Raw genomic sequence first — 21170 nt, forward strand, 5'->3', positions numbered from 1 at the left:
GTCTTAAGGCGCATGGTCATGATGTCGAACGGCATGATGTTTTCCAGCGACCTCGGCCGCCAGATCGTCCGCTATGCGATCAGCGGCGGCGGGCTCACGCTCTTCTATTCGGGCGTCTATTGGGTGGCCGCCGTGCCGATGGGCATCGATCCGTTGATCGCGAACACGGCCGCCTTTCTGGCAACCGTCGTCATCGGCTTTTTCGTCCATTCGCGCTGGAGCTTTGCCGGCCATGGGCGGCGCGACCGGCCGGTGCGCGCGTCGATCCTCTTTCTGCTCGTCAATCTGGCGGGCTTCGCGCTCAACAGTTTCTGGGTATGGCTGATCGCCATACACTGGGCGCTGTCGCCCTCGCTGCCACTGATCCCGATCATCTTAGTGACGCCCTGGGTCAGCTTCTACCTCAACCGGCGCTGGACGTTCGGTAACTAGCCGATTTCCGGTTGGGCGACCGGCGTAACGCGTGCGCGCTTGGCTGCGGGCTTGTCCAGCGCATCGGCGATCCGGCCCGCGACCTTCCAGAAGATCACGACCGCGATCGCCGAGACGATGCCGTCCGATCCGTAATGCCAGCCGAGATAGACCGAGCCGACCCAGATAAGCACGGCATAGGCGGCCATCACATAGCCGAAGATACGGTTGATCCGATAGGCGCCGAGCGCGAAGAGCACGGCCAGCGCATTATGGACAGACGGCATCGCCGAGATACCGCCGCCGATCACCAGCCCCTCCGCATTGCGGGCGCTGAGCAGCACGTCCATGCTGTGCAGTGCGGTGAGGTTGCCGCCGCCCGCGCCGAGCATTTCGTCATGCGCGCGGATGATCGCCATCAGATCGGCATAGCTTTCATGTGGCCCGACCAGTGGATTGTAAAAACACGGACCCGCCGAGGGCAGCAGGAAGGCAAGGAATGTGCCGAGCCCGATCCAGACGAAGACATAGGTCAGCAGATATTGGGTGCGCAGGCGATAGCTGTTCGGTCCAAGAAAGGCGCAGGCGATCACGCCGATCGACATCGGCACGAACCAGGCATGGTAGGAGAGGTCGATTAACCAGGTAGCGGTGGGCGATCCGAACCAGTTGTGGAACAGCACCCAACCATCCTGTCCGAAAAACAGCCAGCGATCGGCCTCAGCCAGCCAGGGGTCGTGGGCGAAGGGCTGGGTCGCGAGGATTTTCTGTTTGAAGGCGTTGAACGCCGATATCAGCAGCGCGAACAGTAGCGGCGGCCAGAAAAGCACGACAACACGCTCGCCGTGCAGGCGCTTGGCAAGGCCTTCGCGGAGCACTGTAAACGCCGAACGCGTCACGCCGTTCCGGGGCCGGCCTTCCCACAAGATGATCGGGAAGACCGGGCACACTATGAACAGCCAGAGTGCCGTGGCGCCGAACAGATAGACGCTGAACAGCTGCAGCTGTTCGCGCGGATCGACGAGGCCGCTGCCGAGTACTGCGAGAAAATTGGCGGCCGTGATGCCCATCGCCCATGCGGCGACACGACTTTCTCTGCCGAAAATGGGAAAAGCGCTAAGCAAGGGCCTTAACCGACTGCCAGTGACTTCCCGCGCCCCAAGCCGCGCCAGGAATTGTAGAAGGCATAGGTCAATTTGTAACAGGCCCAAGCGGCCGCACCGCCAACGATGCCGTCGACCGCATAGTGCCAGCCCAGCGCTATCGACAGCAGGAAAATAAGGAAACCCGCCGCCGCAATCGGCACATTCCAGCGCGGTGCGATCTGCTGGACCGCCACAATCATCCACACGGTCGTCGTGATGTGCAGAGAGGGCATGGCGGAGATCCCCGCGCCAGCGCCGAAACCCTGGACCGAATACAGGCTCCACAGATAGGCGGCGACTTCGCGGGTTTGAGATACGGCGCCAAGATCGGCGAACCTGTCCCCATAGCCCATATCCGCGTAAAATATCGGGCCCGTCGCGGGCAGCATTATGTGAATGACCGGGCCGATGACCGACCACATGAGGAAATAGGTCAGCATAAGCGCCGATTTCTGCGGCGAGGGCCGCGCGGTCAGCACGAGCAGCAGTACGATGAGCATCATCACGAACCAGCCGCGATGATAGAAAAAGGCCATCGGCATGGTGTTGAGCCAGGTCAGGAAAACCCACGGATCGTTGCCGAAAAACAGCCAATAGTCGATATCGGCGAGGAGCGGATCGGCCCAGAAGGGTACGAGATAGTTGAGCAGCGGCTTCGTCCACATGAAGGTAGTCATGTTCAGGCCGGCGATTACGATCCCAAGGGCTGGAATGCTGTAGCTGCGCCAGTTCAGGGCAATCGTCTCGCGGACATGCGCGACCGGGCTGTCAACGCCGGCCCGCATCATGGAGACAAGGCCGTAACCGCCGACCAGGACGCAAGCCGCCAGAACCCAGATCGGCAAGACTGCTATGGCAGGAAGAATGCCCGAATAGCTTGGAATGAGCAGAATAGCGATCAGACCGGACATAATGGTCAGTGCTATGCTGGGCACCAGCCAGTCGAAATCACGCATCGATCATTCCCCAACGATTGCCCTGAAATCGGAGCTTAGCCTGTGATTTGTACCGATTTTCCGTCTTCGAGACGGTCTTAGGGGAATCGTGGAAAAATTTGGTTAACGACTTGATGTCGCTCGGCCGGGATTCTCTGCGAACAGCCATCCGCAGACGAACCCGGCCGCCAGTGCGCCCGCGAACTGGGCGATCAGGAACGGGCCGATATCGGCCGGCGCGATGCCGGCGAAGGTGTCGGAGAGGCCGCGCGCGACCGTGATCGCCGGATTGGCGAAACTCGTCGAACTCGTGAACCAGTAACCGGCGCTGATATAGAGGCCGACGGCGGGGGCGACCCAGCTCGGGCGGAAGCGGACCGCGCCGAGGATCGTGAAGATCAGGCCGAAGGTCGCGATCGCCTCGCCAGCCCATTGGCCGGTCCCCGTGCGCGTTTTCGTTGAGAATTGTAGGATGTCGAGATCGAACATCAGATGCGCGGCCCATACGCCAATGATCCCGCCCACAAGCTGGGCGAGGACGTACAGCAAGGCCTCGCTCGCCGGCAGTTCGCGGCGGATGAAGGCGACGAGCGTGACCGCCGGGTTGAAATGCGCGCCGGAGAGCGGCGCGAGCGCGAGGATGATGACGAACAGGATCGCGCCGGTCGCGAGCGTGTTGCCGAGCAGCGCGATGGCGACGTTCCCGCCGGACAGCGTGTCGCCCATGATGCCCGAGCCGATCACCGTGCAGAACAGGAAGAAAGAGCCGATGGCTTCAGCGGCGAGGCGGCGCGGCAGACCGGGATGGTCCGTGGCGCGCGGCTGCTCGTCGCGGATCATGTCTTCAGACAATGGTCGATCCTTCGCTCTTGCCGATATCGGCGAGTTTCCCGGTCAGCGCGTCGCGGTCGAGGCTATCATGCGGCAGCGCGAGAAAAGCGTCGATGCGCATTTCGAGAAGGCGCAGGGCCTCTTCGAATGCGGCGCGCTGGCCATCGCCTTCGATCGCCGCTGGGTCGGCGATCCCCCAATGGGCGCTCGCTGGATGGCCGGGCCAGACCGGGCAGGCCTCGCCTGCGGCATTGTCGCAAACGGTGAAGATGAAATCGAGCTGCGGCGCGCCGGGTTCGGCGAATTCGTCCCAGCTTTTGGGCCGCAGGCCCGCGGTGGAGAAGCCATGGCGCTCCAGCGTTTCGAGCGCCATCGGATGGGGCGCGCCCTTGGGCTGGCTGCCCGCCGAAAGCCCACGGAAACTGTCGCCGCCCTTATGATTGAGCAGCGCCTCGGCAAGGATTGAGCGGGCGGAGTTGCCCGTGCACAGGAAGAGCACGCTGCGCGGCGTGTCGGACATCGCTCAACCTCGCTTCAGCAGCAGGTCGGCGCGGGGCGGTACGCCTCGAGCGCGGCGACCTCTTCGGGCGACGGGCCGCTGCCATAATGGGTCGCTTCGCCATGGGTCAGGAAGGTCTCCCAGGCAATGCCGTCTGGATCGGCGACCCAGCTTTTTTCCGATTGCGCATAGCAGCAGGTCGTCTCGCCCTCTTCGAGGATCGGGCGGCCCGCCTTTTCGAGGCGCGCATAAACGTCGCGCAGTTCGTTCGCATTCTCGGCCTGGATCCCGAGATGGCTGATGCCGGTTTGCGCATGCTGGCCGGTCGAGATGGCGAAATTGACGCGCGGATCGTCGAGCATCCATTTGGCGTAGTCGGGCTTGGTGACGCTCGGTTCGGCATCGAACAGCGCCGAATAAAAGGCGATCGAGGCATCGAGATCGGCGACGCCGACATGGAGGTGGAGCCGTTTCATGAGGCGATCCTTTCAAGTGTATCGGTGAGTTCGCTGACGCAGCCATCGCCGCCGCAGCAATTTTCCATGAGATAGCCGACGAGCCCGTTCATCGCGCCATAATCGGCGCGGTAGATGAGCGAGCGGCCGTCGCGGGTGCGGCTGATAAGCCCGGCGCGTTCGAGATGGGCGAGATGGAAGGAGAGCGAGGAGTTGGGCACGCCGAGCCGCTCCGCAATCTCGCCGGCGGTCATGCCGCTCTCGCCGCGCTGGACGAGGAGGCGAAACAGCGCAAGCCGGTTCGCCTGGGCCAGCGCCCCCAGCGCATCGAGCGCTTGTTGTTCGCGGAGAGAGTCGGTTTTCCGTTCCATATTTCGATATTTCCAGAATTATCGAAATATGTCAAGGGAGGGGAGCTTTTCTGTGGCTCCCTGTGTAAACGAAACTGTTAACGAGTGCGGCGTCCAAGCAGCCTGAGGCGCAGCGCGTTGAGCTTGATAAAGCCCTCCGCATCGCGTTGATCATACGCGCCGGCATCGTCCTCGAATGTCACCACATCCTGGCTGTAGAGATTGAACGCGACATCCGCCTTGCGGCCGACGACATCGGCGGAGCCCTTGTAGAGCTTGAGCCGCACTGTGCCCGTTACATCCTGCTGGCTATGGTCGATCGCCGCTTGGAGCATCTCGCGCTCGGGGCTGAACCACAGGCCGTTATAGATGAGTTCGGCATAGCGCGGCATCAGCTCGTCTTTCAGGTGCATCGCGCCGCGATCGAGCGTCAGCTGTTCGATCCCGCGATGCGCGGCGAGCAGGATCGTGCCGCCCGGCGTTTCGTACATGCCGCGCGATTTCATGCCGACGAAGCGATTCTCGACGAGATCGAGCCGGCCGATGCCGTGCGTCTTGCCGAGATCGTTCAGTTTCGCGAGCAGGCCGGCCGGCGACAGGGCTTCGCCATCGATCGCCACCGGATCGCCATGCTCGAAATCGATCGTAACATATTGGGGCGTATCCGGCGCGTCCTCGGGATTATCGGTACGCGAATAGACATAATCGGGCGTCTCTTCCCATGGATCCTCGAGCACCTTGCCCTCCGAGGAGGTATGCAGAAGATTCGCATCGGTCGAGAAGGGCGCTTCGCCGCGCTTGTCCTTGGCGACCGGGATCTGGTGCGCTTCGGCGAACTCGATCAGCTTGGTGCGGCTGGTCAGGTCCCATTCGCGCCACGGCGCAATCACCTTGATGTCCGGGTCGAGCGCGTAATAGCCGAGTTCGAAACGCACTTGGTCATTGCCCTTGCCGGTCGCGCCATGGGCGACGGCGTCCGCACCGACCTGATGCGCGATCTCGATCTGACGTTTCGAGATAAGCGGCCGGGCGATCGAAGTGCCGAGCAGGTACAATCCTTCATAGACCGCATTGGCCCGGAACATCGGAAAGACATAATCGCGGACGAACTCCTCGCGCAGATCGTCGATAAAGATATGCTCGTCCTTGACGCCGGCCATCTGCGCCTTGCCGCGCACCGGCTCCAGTTCCTCGCCTTGCCCGAGATCGGCGGTGAAGGTCACGACCTCGCAGCCATATTCGACCTGCAGCCATTTCAGGATGACGCTCGTGTCGAGGCCGCCCGAATAGGCGAGCACGACACGCTTGACATCGGATGGGGTGATTTTCTCGGCCATCGGTACGCTTCCCATATTGCGTTATGAAACAGACCGACGCGGCCTATGCGCTATGCGGGATTCGCGCAACTGGAGAGGATGTCCGATGGCGGAGAACAAGACCAAGCCGACCGAGAAAAGCCCGGCGGATTTCATCGCGGCGGTGGAACCCGACTGGAAACGGGAGGATGCGAAAACGATCTGCGCGCTGATGGAGCGCCTGTCGGGCGAGCCACCGAAAATGTGGGGGCCTTCGATCATCGGCTTCGGCCAATATCACTATAAATATGAAAGCGGCCGCGAGGGCGATTTTCTGCTGACCGGCTTCAGCCCGCGCAAGACTGCGCTCACGCTCTACATCATGGGCGGCTTTCCCCGCCACGAGGAGATCATGGCGCGGCTCGGCACCTACAAGACGGGAAAATCCTGCCTCTATGTCAAACGGCTCAGCGATATCGACATGGACGTCCTTGAGGAACTCGTGACGGCTTCGCTCGCCTATATGCGGGAAACGTACGACACGGCGTGAGATTTCGTCGACGAAATTTCGACGCCGTTAAACAGACATACAGAGATTTAACCCTATATCGCCTGCATCAAGATTTACCGGTCCATCTTCACGGTCGGTTTGCAGGAGTGTGCGGGTGGACCGTTCAATTGCCATTGGCCTCATATCCTTCGCCGTGACGGCATCCTTGCTGGCGATCCCGACGATTGCGAACGCGCAAGATGTGCAACACTGGGACGAACCGGTGACGCGCGCCCAGATGGAGGCGCGCATCGCCGAGCGCTTTGCCGCCGCCGATACCGATGGCAACGGCTTGCTGAGTCGTGAAGAGGCGGAGCGCTACAGCGCAGCGCGCCGGGCAGAGCGCCAGTCGCGCCGCTTTGCGCGCATGGATAGAGACGGCGATGGCGAGATCAGCATCGCCGAACGCAATGCCGCCCATATGCGGCGGCTCGAACGGCGCGGCGTGCGGCGCAGCGATATGATCGTCGAAAACGGCAATATGCGCGCTCGACTGTCCGAGCTGGAACTGGCCCCGCTGCGGCATGGCACAGTGCGGCGGCAGGATTCTGAAGGTGCAGGGCAGCAAACATCTCGCGTCGATCAGGCTTGGGCCGCGGCCGACAGCGACGGAAACGGCGCTCTCAATGCCGCCGAGTTCGCAGCGCTGCAGGACGCGCGCCATGTGTATCGGGCTGAGCGCCGCGCGATGCGGTTCGACCGCGTCGATAGCGATAATGATGGCGCACTGACCCTGGCCGAAGTTTCCGCGCGATCGCTGGCGCGTTTCGACCGCGCCGATGCCGATAGTGACGGCACTGTCACGCCCGAGGAACGCCGCGCGGCGCGTCACGCGATGCGCGCGGAACGCCGGACCGAACGCGAAAGCAGCATGCAATAGTTCCCGCTCCCATAGCGGAAAGTGCGAAGGGCCGGGGCAGCGATGCGCCGGCTCTTTTTCGTCGAACGGCATTTCCGCTCCGCCGAACGCCTTGTCCGACCATCAAAAAGACAATAGTCGTAATTCATCGATACGCGACGGAGAATGAGAATGCGGCAAAGTTTCAGAGCGGTCTTTGCGGCACCCCTCATCGCCATGTCGCTGGCCGTCTCTGGCTGCAGCAGCCCTGCGGAATATGACGCCGGACTGACAGCGGAAGAGGTGATTGCACGTCATGTCGAGGCGATCGGGGGCGCGGAAGCGATCGAAGCGCTGCGCAATATCCGCGTCCAACCCGAAGTGATCGAGCCGGACTTCATGGTCCTCGGCGATTACCGCGCAACCCGCGATGGACGCATGCGGGTCGATATCTATGCCGGCGGAGCACGTGTCTTCAGTGAAGGCATCGATGGCGATGGCGGTTGGCAGCAGGCAGGCGCGGGAGCGGAATTCGCAGAGACCACGCCGCTGGCCCGGGCCGCACTGGAGCGCGGCATCGAATTCAACCTGTTCGGGCTCCACGATTTGGCCGCGCGCGGCCATCGGGCGTCGCTATTCGGTCGCGAGGAGATCGAGGGCGTGAACTATTATGTCCTTCATATTACGATGGAAGACGGGTTCGAGCGGTTCGCCTTCGTCAATCCCGAGAACTGGATGGTCGAACGCTATCGGGAGACGAGTGCTTTGCACCCCGATATCGACGACGAAGCGCGGCCGGAGGAGACGATACACAGCAGTTTTGCCGAACATTGCGGCGTGCTGCGCGCCACTGAAACCCGGAAGATCGACCGCGAAACGGGAAACGAGATTCAGCGCACGCGCGCATTGTCGATCGACTGCAATATAGATCCCGACGTGTTGAACATCGGCCGCAATGAACCAGCGCCGCCTGCGCCCGGATAAGGGTCGCGGACGATGGATAGCCTGGCATCATCATGTTTTTGCTACCGAGGCCGCTTCATGGGGCGCCAGCCTTCGCATCTGGGGTAGCCGCTCGACGATCCGGATGGAACGCCCGGACGGAGCAGGTGCATGCGAAAAGTGCTAAGCGCATGACCGACCCGATTGAGAAGGAATTTCAGCATGACCGACAAAGCCGAAGTCATCACCATCGAACCCGATCCCCTTGCGCCTTATGCGATCGCACCGGGCTGGCGGGTTGGCGATCTGCTCTTCTTGTCCGGTCAGGCGGCGATCGACGAGAGCGGCGCTATCGTCGGCGCGGGCGATTTCGAGACGCAGCTCGCCCAGACCTTCGCCAATATCGATCGCGTGCTGGCGGCGGGCGGCAGCAGCCGGGGAAATATCGTCAAGGTCACGATCTACCTGACTGATATGACGAACTTCCCGGCGATGGTGGAGGCGCGCAAACGCTATTTCGCGCCGCCCTGGCCGGCCGATACGATCGTCGAGGTCAAGGCGCTGGCGCTGCCTGAACTGATGGTTGAAATCGATGTGATCGCGGTTGCGGACTAGCCCAGCGCGGCCTGTTTCTCGGCGGCCAGTCGATCCAGTTCGACGCGGCTCTTCTTTTCGGAAGCCGATTTGAGCTGCCCGCAGGCGGCCATGATATCGCGGCCGCGCGGCGTGCGGATCGGGGCGCTGATGCCTGCGTCGAAAATGATTTCGGAAAAGCGCGCGATGCGATCCGGGTCCGAGCATTCATAGGGCGCGCCGGGCCAGGGGTTGAACGGGATCAGGTTGACCTTGGCCGGCAGCTTGTAGTGCCGGATCAGGCGGACCAGCTCGCGCGCGTCTGCGTCGCTGTCATTCTTGTCCTTGAGCATCACATATTCGAACGTGATCCGCCGCGCATTGTTGGCGCCCGGATAATCGGCGCAGGCCTGAAGCAGCTCCTCGATCCCGTACTTGCGGTTGAGCGGCACGATCTCGTCACGCACGTCCTTGGTCACCGCATGGAGCGAGACGGCGAGATTGACGCTGATCTCCGCGCCCGTCCGCTCGATCATCGGGACGACGCCCGAGGTGGAGAGCGTGATCCGGCGGCGCGACAAAGCGAGGCCTTCGGCATCCATCACGATCTTCATCGCGTCGCGGACATTGTCGAAATTATAGAGCGGCTCGCCCATGCCCATCAGCACGATATTGGTGAGCATGCGGCCGTGCGGATCGTAATTGCTCGATTCGCCCGGCCCCGGCCATTCTTCCAGCGTATCGCGCGCCAGCATCACTTGACCGACAATCTCGCCGGGCACGAGATTGCGCACGAGCCGCATCGTGCCCGTGTGGCAGAAGCGGCAGTTGAGCGTGCAACCGATCTGGCTCGAGATGCAAAGCGTGCCCCGGTCCGCGTCCGGGATGAAGACCATTTCATAGTCCTGCCCGTCGACCGTCCGCAGCAGCCATTTGCGCGTGCCGTCTTCGGAAACGAGATGCTCGACGATCTCGGGCCGGCCGATCACGAAATGCTTCTCGAACCAGGGATGCTGCGCTTTAGCGATATCGCTCATTTCGGCGAAATCGGTCTTCCCGCGATGGTAGATCTGGTGCCAGACTTGCTTGGCCCGAAGCTTGGCCTGCTTCGGCGCGAGCCCCGCCGCTTCGAACGCGGCGCGTATTTCGGCGCGCGGCAGGCCGAGCAGGTCGATACGCCCGTCTGCGCGCTGCGGCAGGTTGCGCGGCACGGGGACGGGATCGACCGTTCCCGGCCGGTTCATGGGGGCGGACGATGCGCTCATGCGGCGCCATGTAAGGGGATTGGCGGCGTTTTGCGAGTCGCGAGCCTAGCCGGCGCACCCCAGCGCAGCCGCATCGATCGCGCTTGCCGCGCCACGCAGGCTGTAATTGTCGACGAAGCGGCCGGTCCGCCGTGATCGCGCCTCGATCCGCATCGAGGCGCCGTTGCGCATAGCGGCAACGATGGCCGCGTCGTCCTGGCTCGATTCCGCCCAAGCGTCGGGGCCACGCCCGACCAGTTCGAAGCGGCGCTCGCCGATGGTGAGCACGGGTTGCGTATCCTCACCGATTTCGCGCCGGAGCCGGAAATGGACCTGACCGCGCCGGTCGCGCTGCGGCCAGGTGCCGACCGAAGCGAAGGGTTCCCATTCACCGCGCCGCTCCCGGTCCGGCCGGGCGATGGCATAACAGCGCGGCACTTCGGGATCGCGAAACGCGCCCCAATTGCTGTAGATGCCAAGGGATTCGCGCGCGGCCGCACTCGCCGGAAGTATGAGCAGAACAATGGCCAACAGGGCGAACGGTTTCGTCATGCCCGCTCCCCGCCATCGCCTTCGACGATCAGTGTTTCTACGCCGTCTTCGATAACCACCACCGAGCCCTGAGGCAGCCCAGCCGCCACCGGCACGCCATAGTCCGGCAACGGATCGAGTCCGCGCAACACGCCGCGAAAGACCCGGCTCGATATGCCGTGCATGATGACAAGCTTGTCGCCAGGCCCATTGCCATGCTCGTCGAACCAGTCTGTCACACGTTCGGCGATTTCGGCATAGCTTTCGCCATCGGGCGCGGGCTTCAACAGGCGCGTATCCATATCGACGATCGGCCCATATTCCTCGGCGACATCGGCATAGTAGCGGCCGCCCCAGCAGCCCATGCCGATCTCCACAAGCCGGTCGTCATGCCGGGCATCGTGCCAGTCCAGCCCGAGATGTTCGGCAATAAGGGCGAGCGTCTGCGAGGCGCGACCTGCGCTCGATGACCACAATGCAAGATCTGGCTTGGGGCCGAGCCGGTGTCTCAGCACCGCGCCCATCTGGTCGACCTGTTCGAAGCCGGCGCGCGTCAGCGGCGTATGGACATGGTCGCCCTGCAGCCGCGCCGCGGCGTTGAACACGGTCTCGCCATGCCGGGCGATAAAGAGGCGGCCGGGGCTGCTCACCGGAGCGCTGATCGCCAATCCGCGGCCCGAAAGCAACCGTGCAGAGCAAGAGTCCGTGCCGATCCGCCGTGTCGCTTGGGCTATCCACAGGAAAGTGCCGAAAACCGGGTGTCAGGGCTTGCGTTTTTCGCCGTTTTCCTTGCCAAGTTCTGCGATAAAGGGCAGGACCTTTCTCCCGAAAACGACTATGCCGCGGGCAGGGGATGACAATGAAAGCGACGATTGAACGGGCAGTGCTTTTGAAGAGCCTTGGCCATGTGCAATCGGTGGTCGAGCGCCGCAACACGATTCCGATCCTCTCCAACGTCCTGATCGAGGCCGTTGAGGGCGGCGGGCTGAAGCTGATGGCGACCGATCTCGATCTGCAGATCGTCGAGACCGTCGAAGCGCAGGTCGAGCAGGCGGGCGCGACAACGGTATCGGCGCATACCTTGTTCGATATCGCCCGCAAGCTGCCTGAGGGCAGCCAGGTGTCGCTCGAAGCGGCCGAGGGCAAAATGGCGGTCAATGCGGGCCGGGCGCGTTTCAACCTTGCTACACTGCCGCGCGACGACTTCCCCGTGATCGCCGAGGGCGATTTGCCGACGACCTTCGAATTGCCGGCTGCATCGCTGCGCGAGATTATCGACAAGACACGTTTTGCGATCTCGACCGAGGAAACGCGCTACTATCTCAACGGTATCTTTTTCCATGTAACCGATGACGACCAGCCGGTGCTGAAAGCGGCGGCGACGGACGGCCATCGGCTGGCCCGCTTCACCCTGCCGCGCCCGGATGGGGCCGATGGCATGCCCGACGTGATCGTGCCGCGCAAATGCGTCGGTGAACTCCGCAAGATGCTCGACGAACTTGATGGCACCGTGGAAGTTGCGCTGTCCGACAGCAAGATCCGTTTCGGGCTGGGTACGGCGGTAATGACGTCCAAGCTCATCGACGGCACTTTTCCCGATTATAGCCGTGTTATCCCGACCGGAAACGACAAGCTGCTCAAGATCGATCCTCGCAGTTTCGAGGAGGGCGTCGATCGCGTCGCGACGATTGCGACGGAAAAGACCCGCGCGGTGAAGATGGCGCTCGACGCGGACAAGATAACGCTGTCGGTGACCTCGCCTGAAAACGGTACGGCGTCCGAGGAAGTGGCCGGCCAGTACGGCTCGGATGGGTTTGAGATCGGCTTCAACGCGCGTTACCTGCTCGATATTCTCGGCCAGGTGCAGGGCGATGCGATCGAGGTCCATCTCGCCGATGCCGCCGCGCCGACATTGATCCGCGAGAATGACAAGGCCAGCGCGCTCTATGTGCTGATGCCGATGCGGGTGTGAACCTTTAGCGCAATGCCCCATAGAGGCGGCCGATGACGATCCGCCGCCTCAGCCTTACGGATTTCCGCTCCTATGAAAGCGCCCTGATCGAACCAGGAGCCGGTTTCGTCGTGCTGACCGGCGAAAATGGTGCGGGCAAGACCAATATCCTTGAAGCCGTTTCGCTATTTGCGCCTGGGCGCGGGCTGAGGCGAGCGAAACTGTCGGAAATGGCGCGCGCCGACGGCCCGGGCGGTTTTTCTGTCGCGGCCGTGCTCGACGCGCCGGGCGGCGATGTCGATCTGGGTACGGGAACATTGCCCGCGACGCCCGATCGCCGCCGGGTGCGGATCAATGGCGCGACAGCGTCCGCTACGGCCTTCACCGAATGGCTGTCGATTCTCTGGCTTACCCCGGCGATGGATCGGCTGTTCACCGACGCGCCAAGCGGCCGCCGAGCCTTTCTGGACCGGCTCGTGCTTGCGCTCGAGCCCGGCCACGCGCGGCATGCGTCGCGCTATGAGGCCGCGATGCGCGCGCGCAATCGGTTGCTGGGTGACGAGGCGCTGCTCGATATCGAATGGTGCGCGGCGCTCGAAGTGCAGATGGCCGAGCATGGCGGCGCTGTTGCGGGCGCCCGGGAGCGGACAATCGATGCGCTTAACGCGCAACTGAGTGCGCAGCCTGATGGGCCCTTCGCCAAGGCGCATCTCGCGCTCGAAGGCTGGCAGCCGGTCGCTGATTTCCGCGCGGCGCTCGCAAATGGGCGCGACCGGGATCGTGCCGCCGGACGGTCGCTCACAGGCCCGCACAGAAGCGATCTGGCTGTCACGCACCTCGGCAAGGGGCAGGCCGCCGATCGCTGCTCTACGGGCGAGCAGAAGGCGCTGCTGCTGGCAATCGTGCTCGCCCATGCCGATCTCGTCGCCGAGCGCGCCGGGCGGCACCCGCTGATCCTGCTCGACGAGGTCGCCGCGCATCTGGACCCGGTTCGCCGCGTTGCGTTGTTCGAGCGGCTCGCGGCCGGGAAAGGTCAAGTCTGGATGACGGGCACCGAGCCTGCATTATTTGACGCGGTTGCCGATCCCGCCGCGCATTTTCGGGTTGCCGATGGCCGCGTAAACCGAGCCTGAAACGTGATCGCCTGATCCCCAGAAACATGGCCGTTTCGCTTGGGTTTTGCGCCAAAAAGGCCTATATATGACAGATGACTGACGAACCCGAAGATCCGACTTCCGAAGACGAAAAATCCGCTCCGGAAAAAGGCGATTACGGCGCCGATTCCATCAAGGTTTTGAAGGGGCTGGATGCCGTCCGCAAACGGCCCGGCATGTATATCGGGGATACCGATGACGGATCGGGCCTCCATCACATGGTGTTCGAAGTCTCCGACAATGCGATTGACGAGGCGCTCGCCGGCCATTGCGATCGGATTCTGATCCAATTGAACGCGGACGGGTCTGTTACAGTCGAGGATAATGGCCGCGGCATTCCGGTCGATATCCATAAGGAAGAAGGCGTGTCGGCAGCCGAAGTCATCATGACCCAGCTGCACGCCGGCGGGAAGTTCGAGAACACGTCCGATGATAACGCGTACAAGGTGTCGGGCGGTCTGCATGGCGTTGGCGTGTCTGTCGTCAACGCGCTCTCGGACTGGCTCGAATTGCGCGTCTGGCGCGATGGCAAGGAGCATTTCGTCCGGTTCCGGCAAGGCGTTGCCGAGGCACCGCTCGAAGTGGTCGGCGACGCCGATGGCAGAAAGGGCACGCAGGTCACCTTCATGCCCTCGGCCGACACCTTCAAGATCACCGAATTCGATTTCGAGAAGCTCGAGCATCGCTATCGCGAACTGGCGTTCCTCAACTCGGGCGTACGGCTGTTTATTGCGGATGCGCGGCATGCGGACCGCGAAGAAGTCGAGCTCTATTATGAGGGCGGCACCTCGGCCTTCGTTCAGTATCTCGACCGCCACAAACAGGCGATCATCGGCGATCCGATCGCGATTTCGGGCGAGCGCGACGACATCGGCATCGATGTCGCGCTCGAATGGAATGACAGCTATCACGAGAATGTCCTCGCCTTCACGAACAACATTCCGCAGCGCGACGGAGGCACGCACATCGCGGCCTTCCGCTCGGCGCTGACGCGCACGCTCAACAATTATGCCGAAAGCTCGGGCGCGCTGAAGAAATCGAAAGTGAAGCCGACCGGCGACGATATGCGCGAAGGTCTGACGGCGATCGTCTCGGTCAAGTTGCCCGATCCGAAATTCTCCTCACAGACCAAGGACAAGCTGGTTTCGAGCGAAGTGCGCCAGCCGCTCGAAAGCCTGATCGCCGACAAGCTCGCCGAATGGCTCGAGGAAAATCCGCAATATGCGCAGGCGGTTATCCAGAAGGTGATCGATGCCGCCGCCGCTCGCGAGGCGGCGAAGAAAGCGCGCGAGATGACGCGCAAGGGATCGATGGCTGTCGCCTCGCTGCCCGGCAAGCTTGCCGATTGCCAGGAACGCGATCCGGCGAAATCGGAACTCTTCCTCGTCGAGGGTGACAGCGCCGGCGGTTCGGCCAAGCAGGGCCGCGACCGGCATTATCAGGCGATCCTGCCCCTGAAGGGCAAGATCCTTAATGTCGAGCGCGCGCGGTTCGACCGGATGCTGTCGTCCAAGGAAGTCGGCACGCTGATCCAGGCGATGGGCACCGGCATCGGCCGCGACGATTTCGATATCGAGAAGCTGCGCTATCACAAGATCGTGATCATGACGGACGCGGATGTCGACGGCGCGCATATCCGTACTCTGCTCCTGACCTTCTTCTACCGGCAGATGCCTGAAATCGTGGAGCGCGGTCATCTCTACATCGCCCAGCCGCCCCTCTACAAAGTCTCCAAGGGCCGCAGCGAGGTCTATCTGAAGGACGATGGCGCGCTCGATGCCTATCTGATCGATGCGGGCCTCGATACAATGCTGCTCGAAACCGGCGACGGGTCACAGCGCATGGGTGAAGACCTGCGCATCCTCATCGATCATGCGCGACGGATGCGCTCGCTGATGAACTATGTGCCGAAACGTTATGACCCGGCGATTGTCGAGGCCTTCGCGCTGATGGGCGCGCTCGACGAGGCGCTGACGCCGGAGCAGCAGGAACAGGCCGTTGCGCTCGTCGCGCAATGGCTGAGCGGTCACGATCCGGAGGCGCAATGGACGGGCCAGATCAACGCAGATGGCAGTTTCGAGCTGCACCGGCGCTGGCGCGGCGTGACGGATGTCCATCTGATCGACGCGGCGTTCGTGCGTTCGGCCGAGGCCCGCAAGCTGCAGCGCGTCGCGGCCGAACAGGCCGAGAATTATGGACTTGTCAGCCATCTGGTCAGCATGAAGGCCGCCGAGGCCGCAGACGAGGACGATGGTGCGCCGGCCAAGGGCCGCGTCGCCATCACCCGCCCGTCCGAGCTGCTCGCGGCGATCCTCGAAGCCGGCCGCAAGGGCCTATCAATCCAGCGCTATAAGGGCCTGGGCGAAATGAACGCCGACCAGCTCTGGGAAACGACGCTAGACCCGGAAAACCGCTCGCTACTGCAGGTCGAGGTCGACCAGGCGGACGTGGCCGACGAGATTTTCACTCAGCTGATGGGCGATGTCGTCGAACCGCGGCGGGAGTTTATACAGGACAATGCGCTGAACGTTGCGAATCTCGACGTCTGATCCGTGCACCATACCGGCGTTCTGACCATTGAAACGAGCGGACGGTCGCTCACAGAGTTCACTCGCGACGCTGCGTCATGGATTGCCGATGGCGGCGTATCGCAGGGCCTCCTCTCCCTATTCGTCCGCCACACCTCGGCCTCGCTGTTGATTCAGGAGAATGCCGCGCCCGAGGTTCAGGACGATCTGATCGCCTTTTTTGACCGGCTTGCGCCCGAAGGGTCGCACTACCTTCACGATAGCGAGGGGCCGGACGATATGCCCGCGCATCTCAAATCCGCGCTGACCCAGACACATCTCGCCATTCCTGTCATCGACGGGCGGCTGGCGCTCGGGACATGGCAAGGCATCTACCTGTTCGAACATCGCCGCCGCCCGCACCGGCGCGAGGTCGTGCTGCATCTGGCGGGCGAATAACGCGGCGCGCCCGTCATTCCGGATAGCGCCAGCACCCCTTCACATGATCGTTCACGACGCCGACGGCCTGCAGATAGGCGTAGATGATCGTCGTGCCGACAAAGCTCATGCCGCGCTTCTTCAGCGCTTTCGAGATCGTATCGGACAGCGGCGTCGAGACCGGGACGTCTGCGAAGCTTTGCGGGCGGTTGATCAGCGGCTCGCCATCGACATGATCCCATAGCCAGGCGGCGAACGAGCCATATTCCTGCTGCATCGCGATAAAGGCCCGCGAATTCTTGCGGGCGCTGTAGATTTTGAGCCTGTTGCGCACGATGCCTTCGTCTTCGCGCAGCGCTTCCAGCTCGGCGTCGCTCATTGCCGCGACGCGTTCGACATCGAATTCATGGAATGCCGCGCGATAGCCGTCGCGCTTGCGCAAGATAGTCTCCCAGCTCAACCCGGCCTGCGCGCCTTCGAGGATCAGGAACTCGAACAGTATTCGGTCGTCATGCACAGGCACGCCCCATTCCTCGTCATGATAGCGCGCGTAGAATTCCTTGCTCGGCTGCCTGCCGAAACAGCGCTTCTTGCCGTCGGTGCCTGTCACCAATTCCATCGCGCCTGTCTCCCGATAGGGCGTGTACGCCGGTCTAGCCGAGCTTACCGAACTTCGCTTCGAACGCGGCGATATCGCCGGCGGCGAGCAGGCCGGCCTGTTCGACCCAGCGGTCGCGTGCGATGCGTTGCGCCATGTCGCCGAGTTCCGCGCCGATAGTTTCGACATCAGAGTCCGTCCAGCTCGCGATCTGGTCGAACTGATTTATGCCGAGTGCATTGAGCTTGGCCTCTGCCTTTGATCCTAGCCCCTTAATCTGGGTGAGCGGCTCGCTTTCGTCGCTGTTGGGATCGTCGGACGGTGCGGCTGCAGGGCTGGAATCGGGCGATTCGGGACCAACCTCCCGGACCGATTCTTCCGGTGTCGTGTCCGAGATCGGCGTGTCAGCAACGCTCGGGGGTGTCGGTGTTTCGCCGGCGTCGACCGGGTCTGCCGGCGTATCTTTCTTGCCACCCATAAGGCGCAAAAGAATGATCGCCGCGACGAGCACGGCAAGGGCAATCAGGACGTAGAGCAGCGTATCGGACAACGGGGCCTCCGGGATCGGATATCCGGCGGCCTATGCCGGGCGCGGGCCGCCCATGCAAGATTGCATGAACGACCCTTGCGGATCGACTTGTGTTCGCTTAGCGGCTGCCGCCTTCGCGCGTGCCGCCGGGCGCGCTGCGCGCTTCGGCGAGCTCCGTCAGCGTGACGAATTCGCCGCGCCAATAATCGCTGGTTCGGCCGCCGGTCTGGGCCAGTCGCCTTATATCAGCAAAGTCGAATTCGCCGAGATAGGTGTCGCCGCGGAGCCGCTGGCCGAAGGCCGCGACAGCGGTCACGAACGCCATATCGCCGCTCGGCGCCCGGGCGTTGAGCATCGCGCTGCGGCCGATCGGCTGTTCGATCAGGCGCGATTCGTCTTCGCCCGGCAGCTTGTAGCGCAATCGGAGATGCGCGAGTTCTGCGCCCTCGCCGCCGCGCGCTTCCGGCCGGTTGCCCGAATAGCGCCGCTCCGGGAGCCAGCCGCGCGATCCCGCCGGCACGATCTCGTAGAGAGCGGTCACCTGGTGACCGGCGCCGATCTCGCCGGCATCGACGGTATCGTTATCGAAATCCTCCTCGGCGAGCAGGCGGTTTTCATAGCCGATCAACCGGTATTCGCGGACATGCATCGGATTGAACTCGATCTGGATCTTCACGTCCGCCGCGATGGTGAACAGCGTCGAGGAGAGCTCCTGCACGAGCGCGCGATGCGCCTCCATCGCGCTGTCGATATAGGCGTAATTGCCGTTACCGTGATTGGCGATCTGCTCCATCATCGCTTCGTTGTAATTGCCGGTGCCATAGCCGAGCGTGGTAAGCGAAATCCCCGCTTCGCGCTCGCGTTCGACCATCTCGATCAGCTGGTCGCGATTGGTCGTGCCGACGTTGAAATCGCCGTCGGTCGCCAGGATGATGCGGTTGATGCCGCCCTCGATCATATTGGCGCGGGCCGCGTCATAGGCGAGGCTGATGCCTGCCGCGCCGGCCGTCGATCCGCCTGAGCGCAGGCGGCCGAGCGCCGCGATGATCTCGTCACGATCGTTCGAGCCGGTCAGGATCGTCTTGGTCGATCCGGCATAGGTGACGATCGACACGCGGTCGCGCGGATTTAGCTGTTCGGCCATCATCGCCATCGAGCACTGGACGAGCGGCAGCTTGTTGCGCGAATGCATCGAGCCCGAGACATCGACAAGGAAAACGAGATTGGCCGCGGGACGTTCGCCGCGCTCGATGTCATAGCCACGCAGGCCGATGCGCAGAAGCCGTGTATTCTCATTCCACGGCGTCGTTGCCATATCGGTTGTGATGCTGAACGGCCGCGTCCGGTCGGCGGGCCGAGCGTAATCGTAGCGGAAATAGTTGACCATTTCCTCGGTGCGCACAGCGGCCTGTGGTGGCACCCGCCCCTGGTTCAGGAAGCGGCGGACATTGGCATAGCTGCCCGTGTCGACATCCACGGCGAAGGTGGAGACGGGCTCGTCAGCAACGGCCATGATGCTAGCGACGGCCTCGCCATCATAGCGCTCGCGGTTCTGTGGCATTACAGCTGCGCGGTTGACGCTGTGGCTTGCTATCCCGCCGACTGCTTGGACTGGCATTGATTGTTCGCGGTTAGGACTAGCTACACGCGAACCGGATACCACTATCGATCCATCAGCGGCTTGGCTCGGAGGGGGCGGCGGAGGTGGAGGCGGAGCGGGTGGCGGCGGAGCGCTGGCCACGGTGCCGCTACCGCGATAGCGGCGCCGCTCATATTCGGCGTCATCGGCGACGAGGAACGGCGCGCAGATTTCGTCCGCGGTCGCGGGTGTCATCGGCCGCTGCGTCGCTTCGCTCGGTTGTACGGAATAGACGAGTCCGGTCAGGACGAGCGCCGCGATGGGCGCGAAAGACAATAGGCGCATCGGATTCCTCCCTCTGCAACCGACCCGTGCGCCATAATCCGGTGCCCGCCTGAATGGGCCGTTAATGATGGTGAGGGGGCCGCGATGCCGGCTAGAGCGGACCGTTCATCTTGCCGAATTCCCGCTCGAACGCGGCGACGTTGCGGGCGTTCAGGAGGCGGGCCTGATCGACCCAGCGGTCCCGCTCGATCCGGCCCCGGAAGCTGCCGAGCTGCGAATCGACTTCGGTGACCTGATGCTCGCCCCAGTCGGCGATCTGCGCGAAATGGAACACGCCGAGATCGTGGAGCATATCGGCGAGCTTGGGCCCAACGCCTTTGATCAGGGTTAGGTTGTCCGGGTCGCCGTCGGGTTCGGTCAGAAAGGGCGATGGCGGTGTGTCTGGCTCGGGCTCCGTTTCCAACTCGGGCTCCGCTTCCGCCGATTCCGGTTCAGCCGGTGCGGCTTCCGGTTCGGGTTCTGGGTCCGGCTGTGGTTCCTCGGCTGCCTCCGCTGCTTGTGGCTCGGATGCGGCAACCGACGAACCGGCCGCCGGATAGACCAGATCGGCGGCCGATGCAGCCTGGGCTGGCCGGCGCCAGACCCATGCGCCGGTCGCCATGCCGATCACGGCCGAAAGGAGCATGGGAAGCCAGAAAGAAGCGATCAGATAGCCCATAACCTATGCCTCTCCCCGCCCCCAAAGGAACCAGGCGATGGCGATTCCGATTCCGAAGGCAACCAGGTTGAGCAGCAGGACTTCGATCCATAATGCAAACATCAGCCGGCCTCCCCGTCAGCGAGGCTGACCTCGAAGTCGACGCGCCGGTTCTCCGGATCGGCCGGGTTGCCGCCGAGCGGTTCGCCCGATCCCCGGCCCGCCGTTGTCAGCATCTCCGCGGGCAAACCGCGCTCGACCAGCGCGTCGCGCACCGTCGTCGCGCGGAAGGCGGACATCTCGTTATTGACGTTTGCTCGCCCGCTGCTGTTCGCGTGGCCGGTAATCGCGATGCGGATGCCCTCGCAGCCGTCTGCCGCTTCGGCGATCCGGTCGAGCAAACGATGCGCGGCAGGATTGAGATAGGGCGATCCGCTGCGGAACTGAATCCGTTCGCCGCCGATCGCGGTTTCGACCGTTTCGCGGCAATCTTGCGCCGCGCTATTCTCGATCGCCGCAGCCTGTTCGATCTCGGCCGGATCGGCTTCGGGCCATACGACATCGGAGACGCCCGATAGCGCCATCACCGCATCGCGCAATTCGCCACGTTCGGAATTGCCAATTTCGCCGTCAAGTTCGATCACTCGCCGCACCGGATCGGACTGGACAGCAATGTCGACATTTGCGGCACCGTGGGATGCCAGCGTTTCGCTGGCGCGCTGCTCCAGATCCTCGGCGATGGCCGCGGCTTGCCCGAATGGCTGTAGCCACAGCCATGTCACCACGATCGTTGCCAACAGCCCGATCAGCAATTTTGCCTGCGCCGGCATATA

Annotated in this window: 24 protein-coding genes; 9 read left to right on the forward strand and 15 right to left on the reverse strand. The window is 63.0% G+C overall.

The features are described 5' to 3' along the window. Positions 1-18 precede the first annotated feature (18 nt). Entirely contained in the window at positions 19-432 is a 414-nt protein-coding gene (locus Q0974_RS01770) for a GtrA family protein (RefSeq protein WP_299321922.1), read from the forward strand. Here Q0974_RS01770 and Q0974_RS01775 read toward each other — a convergent pair. The 7 genes from Q0974_RS01775 to Q0974_RS01805 all read right to left on the reverse strand — a co-directional run bounded on the left by Q0974_RS01775 (position 429) and on the right by Q0974_RS01805 (position 5963). Then, positions 429-1481, reverse strand: a complete 1053-nt coding sequence (locus tag Q0974_RS01775) for a phosphatase PAP2 family protein (protein ID WP_299321924.1) — start codon at positions 1479-1481, stop codon at positions 429-431. The genes Q0974_RS01770 and Q0974_RS01775 overlap by 4 nt on opposite strands. Positions 1482-1540: 59 nt before the next feature. After that, a complete protein-coding gene (locus tag Q0974_RS01780) occupies positions 1541-2512 on the reverse strand; it encodes a phosphatase PAP2 family protein (protein ID WP_299321926.1) in 972 nt (323 codons plus the stop codon). Positions 2513-2614: 102 nt separating this feature from the next. Next, positions 2615-3331 (reverse strand): MIP/aquaporin family protein, encoded by a 717-nt coding sequence (locus Q0974_RS01785; protein WP_299322143.1) that lies wholly within the window; start codon positions 3329-3331, stop codon positions 2615-2617. A 4-nt stretch (positions 3332-3335) separates the two neighbouring features. Next, positions 3336-3842, reverse strand: a complete 507-nt coding sequence (locus Q0974_RS01790) for an arsenate reductase ArsC (RefSeq protein ID WP_299321927.1) — start codon at positions 3840-3842, stop codon at positions 3336-3338. A 14-nt stretch (positions 3843-3856) separates the two neighbouring features. Continuing rightward, positions 3857-4297, reverse strand: coding sequence for an ArsI/CadI family heavy metal resistance metalloenzyme (locus tag Q0974_RS01795; protein WP_299321929.1), 441 nt, complete (start codon positions 4295-4297; stop codon positions 3857-3859). Then, entirely contained in the window at positions 4294-4647 is a 354-nt protein-coding gene (locus tag Q0974_RS01800) for a metalloregulator ArsR/SmtB family transcription factor (protein WP_299321931.1), read from the reverse strand. The genes Q0974_RS01795 and Q0974_RS01800 overlap by 4 nt, the downstream gene beginning before the upstream one ends. 77 nt (positions 4648-4724) lie before the next feature. Then, complete coding sequence (locus Q0974_RS01805; protein WP_299321933.1) at positions 4725-5963, reverse strand: argininosuccinate synthase; 1239 nt, start codon at positions 5961-5963, stop codon at positions 4725-4727. A gap of 85 nt (positions 5964-6048) precedes the next feature. Here Q0974_RS01805 and Q0974_RS01810 point away from each other — a divergent pair, with 85 nt between their 5' ends. The 4 genes from Q0974_RS01810 to Q0974_RS01825 all read left to right on the forward strand — a co-directional run bounded on the left by Q0974_RS01810 (position 6049) and on the right by Q0974_RS01825 (position 8866). Further along, positions 6049-6471, forward strand: a complete 423-nt coding sequence (locus Q0974_RS01810; RefSeq protein WP_299321934.1) for a DUF1801 domain-containing protein — start codon at positions 6049-6051, stop codon at positions 6469-6471. Between the two features lie 115 nt (positions 6472-6586). Beyond that, positions 6587-7351 carry a hypothetical protein gene (locus Q0974_RS01815; protein ID WP_299321935.1) on the forward strand — a complete coding sequence of 255 codons (765 nt, stop codon included), beginning with the start codon at positions 6587-6589 and terminating at the stop codon, positions 7349-7351. A 150-nt stretch (positions 7352-7501) separates the two neighbouring features. Further along, the gene (locus Q0974_RS01820; protein WP_299321937.1) at positions 7502-8293 is read left to right on the forward strand and encodes a hypothetical protein; all 792 of its coding nucleotides are present in this window, start codon (positions 7502-7504) and stop codon (positions 8291-8293) included. A gap of 180 nt (positions 8294-8473) precedes the next feature. Continuing rightward, entirely contained in the window at positions 8474-8866 is a 393-nt protein-coding gene (locus Q0974_RS01825) for a RidA family protein (RefSeq protein WP_299321940.1), read from the forward strand. Here Q0974_RS01825 and rlmN read toward each other — a convergent pair. From rlmN to Q0974_RS01840, 3 genes are all read right to left on the reverse strand, one after another. Then, the gene (gene rlmN / locus Q0974_RS01830) at positions 8863-10068 is read right to left on the reverse strand and encodes a 23S rRNA (adenine(2503)-C(2))-methyltransferase RlmN (RefSeq protein WP_299321943.1); all 1206 of its coding nucleotides are present in this window, start codon (positions 10066-10068) and stop codon (positions 8863-8865) included. The two genes, Q0974_RS01825 and rlmN, sit on opposite strands and share 4 nt — an antisense overlap. A 66-nt stretch (positions 10069-10134) precedes the next feature. After that, the gene (locus Q0974_RS01835) at positions 10135-10620 is read right to left on the reverse strand and encodes a hypothetical protein (protein WP_299321946.1); all 486 of its coding nucleotides are present in this window, start codon (positions 10618-10620) and stop codon (positions 10135-10137) included. Next, positions 10617-11249, reverse strand: a complete 633-nt coding sequence (locus Q0974_RS01840) for a histidine phosphatase family protein (RefSeq protein WP_299321949.1) — start codon at positions 11247-11249, stop codon at positions 10617-10619. The genes Q0974_RS01835 and Q0974_RS01840 overlap by 4 nt, the downstream gene beginning before the upstream one ends. A 209-nt stretch (positions 11250-11458) precedes the next feature. On the opposite strand from Q0974_RS01840, the gene dnaN reads away from it, so the two are divergent. From dnaN to Q0974_RS01860, 4 genes are all read left to right on the forward strand, one after another. Next, positions 11459-12571, forward strand: coding sequence for a DNA polymerase III subunit beta (dnaN, locus tag Q0974_RS01845; RefSeq protein WP_299321952.1), 1113 nt, complete (start codon positions 11459-11461; stop codon positions 12569-12571). A gap of 32 nt (positions 12572-12603) precedes the next feature. Beyond that, complete coding sequence (recF, locus tag Q0974_RS01850) at positions 12604-13683, forward strand: DNA replication/repair protein RecF (RefSeq protein ID WP_299321954.1); 1080 nt, start codon at positions 12604-12606, stop codon at positions 13681-13683. Between the two features lie 74 nt (positions 13684-13757). Then, positions 13758-16253, forward strand: coding sequence for a DNA topoisomerase (ATP-hydrolyzing) subunit B (gene gyrB / locus Q0974_RS01855; RefSeq protein WP_299321956.1), 2496 nt, complete (start codon positions 13758-13760; stop codon positions 16251-16253). A gap of 3 nt (positions 16254-16256) precedes the next feature. After that, on the forward strand, positions 16257-16670 hold the full coding sequence (locus Q0974_RS01860; RefSeq protein WP_299321959.1) for a secondary thiamine-phosphate synthase enzyme YjbQ: 414 nt from the start codon (positions 16257-16259) through the stop codon (positions 16668-16670). Between the two features lie 13 nt (positions 16671-16683). On the opposite strand, the gene Q0974_RS01865 is transcribed toward Q0974_RS01860, so the two are convergent. From Q0974_RS01865 to Q0974_RS01885, 5 genes are all read right to left on the reverse strand, one after another. After that, on the reverse strand, positions 16684-17268 hold the full coding sequence (locus tag Q0974_RS01865; RefSeq protein WP_299321961.1) for a DNA-3-methyladenine glycosylase I: 585 nt from the start codon (positions 17266-17268) through the stop codon (positions 16684-16686). 34 nt (positions 17269-17302) lie between these two features. Beyond that, positions 17303-17797, reverse strand: coding sequence for a hypothetical protein (locus Q0974_RS01870; protein WP_299321964.1), 495 nt, complete (start codon positions 17795-17797; stop codon positions 17303-17305). A gap of 97 nt (positions 17798-17894) precedes the next feature. After that, positions 17895-19700: a VWA domain-containing protein gene (locus Q0974_RS01875; RefSeq protein ID WP_299321967.1), complete on the reverse strand. Its 1806-nt coding sequence runs from the start codon at positions 19698-19700 to the stop codon at positions 17895-17897. 91 nt (positions 19701-19791) lie between these two features. Then, positions 19792-20358 (reverse strand): hypothetical protein, encoded by a 567-nt coding sequence (locus Q0974_RS01880; protein ID WP_299321969.1) that lies wholly within the window; start codon positions 20356-20358, stop codon positions 19792-19794. A 101-nt stretch (positions 20359-20459) separates the two neighbouring features. After that, a complete protein-coding gene (locus tag Q0974_RS01885; RefSeq protein ID WP_299321972.1) occupies positions 20460-21167 on the reverse strand; it encodes an OmpA family protein in 708 nt (235 codons plus the stop codon). Between the last annotated feature and the right edge of the window lie 3 nt (positions 21168-21170).

Source organism: Parasphingopyxis sp., assembly GCF_028279465.1.
In the GTDB taxonomy this organism is placed as follows: domain Bacteria; phylum Pseudomonadota; class Alphaproteobacteria; order Sphingomonadales; family Sphingomonadaceae; genus Parasphingopyxis.

What these genes read in the sequence shown, in the direction of transcription:
- Q0974_RS01770 (WP_299321922.1), top strand. Translation starts at nt 19, where the DNA reads ATGATGTCGAACGGCATGATGTTTTCCAGCGACCTCGGCCGCCAGATC.
- Q0974_RS01775 (WP_299321924.1), bottom strand. Translation starts at nt 1,481, where the DNA reads ATGGGCATCACGGCCGCCAATTTTCTCGCAGTACTCGGCAGCGGCCTC.
- Q0974_RS01780 (WP_299321926.1), bottom strand. Translation starts at nt 2,512, where the DNA reads ATGCGTGATTTCGACTGGCTGGTGCCCAGCATAGCACTGACCATTATG.
- Q0974_RS01785 (WP_299322143.1), bottom strand. Translation starts at nt 3,331, where the DNA reads ATGATCCGCGACGAGCAGCCGCGCGCCACGGACCATCCCGGTCTGCCG.
- Q0974_RS01790 (WP_299321927.1), bottom strand. Translation starts at nt 3,842, where the DNA reads ATGTCCGACACGCCGCGCAGCGTGCTCTTCCTGTGCACGGGCAACTCC.
- Q0974_RS01795 (WP_299321929.1), bottom strand. Translation starts at nt 4,297, where the DNA reads ATGAAACGGCTCCACCTCCATGTCGGCGTCGCCGATCTCGATGCCTCG.
- Q0974_RS01800 (WP_299321931.1), bottom strand. Translation starts at nt 4,647, where the DNA reads ATGGAACGGAAAACCGACTCTCTCCGCGAACAACAAGCGCTCGATGCG.
- Q0974_RS01805 (WP_299321933.1), bottom strand. Translation starts at nt 5,963, where the DNA reads ATGGCCGAGAAAATCACCCCATCCGATGTCAAGCGTGTCGTGCTCGCC.
- Q0974_RS01810 (WP_299321934.1), top strand. Translation starts at nt 6,049, where the DNA reads ATGGCGGAGAACAAGACCAAGCCGACCGAGAAAAGCCCGGCGGATTTC.
- Q0974_RS01820 (WP_299321937.1), top strand. Translation starts at nt 7,502, where the DNA reads ATGCGGCAAAGTTTCAGAGCGGTCTTTGCGGCACCCCTCATCGCCATG.
- Q0974_RS01825 (WP_299321940.1), top strand. Translation starts at nt 8,474, where the DNA reads ATGACCGACAAAGCCGAAGTCATCACCATCGAACCCGATCCCCTTGCG.
- rlmN (WP_299321943.1), bottom strand. Translation starts at nt 10,068, where the DNA reads ATGAACCGGCCGGGAACGGTCGATCCCGTCCCCGTGCCGCGCAACCTG.
- Q0974_RS01835 (WP_299321946.1), bottom strand. Translation starts at nt 10,620, where the DNA reads ATGACGAAACCGTTCGCCCTGTTGGCCATTGTTCTGCTCATACTTCCG.
- dnaN (WP_299321952.1), top strand. Translation starts at nt 11,459, where the DNA reads ATGAAAGCGACGATTGAACGGGCAGTGCTTTTGAAGAGCCTTGGCCAT.
- recF (WP_299321954.1), top strand. Translation starts at nt 12,604, where the DNA reads ATGACGATCCGCCGCCTCAGCCTTACGGATTTCCGCTCCTATGAAAGC.
- gyrB (WP_299321956.1), top strand. Translation starts at nt 13,758, where the DNA reads ATGACTGACGAACCCGAAGATCCGACTTCCGAAGACGAAAAATCCGCT.
- Q0974_RS01865 (WP_299321961.1), bottom strand. Translation starts at nt 17,268, where the DNA reads ATGGAATTGGTGACAGGCACCGACGGCAAGAAGCGCTGTTTCGGCAGG.
- Q0974_RS01875 (WP_299321967.1), bottom strand. Translation starts at nt 19,700, where the DNA reads ATGCGCCTATTGTCTTTCGCGCCCATCGCGGCGCTCGTCCTGACCGGA.
- Q0974_RS01880 (WP_299321969.1), bottom strand. Translation starts at nt 20,358, where the DNA reads ATGGGCTATCTGATCGCTTCTTTCTGGCTTCCCATGCTCCTTTCGGCC.
- Q0974_RS01885 (WP_299321972.1), bottom strand. Translation starts at nt 21,167, where the DNA reads ATGCCGGCGCAGGCAAAATTGCTGATCGGGCTGTTGGCAACGATCGTG.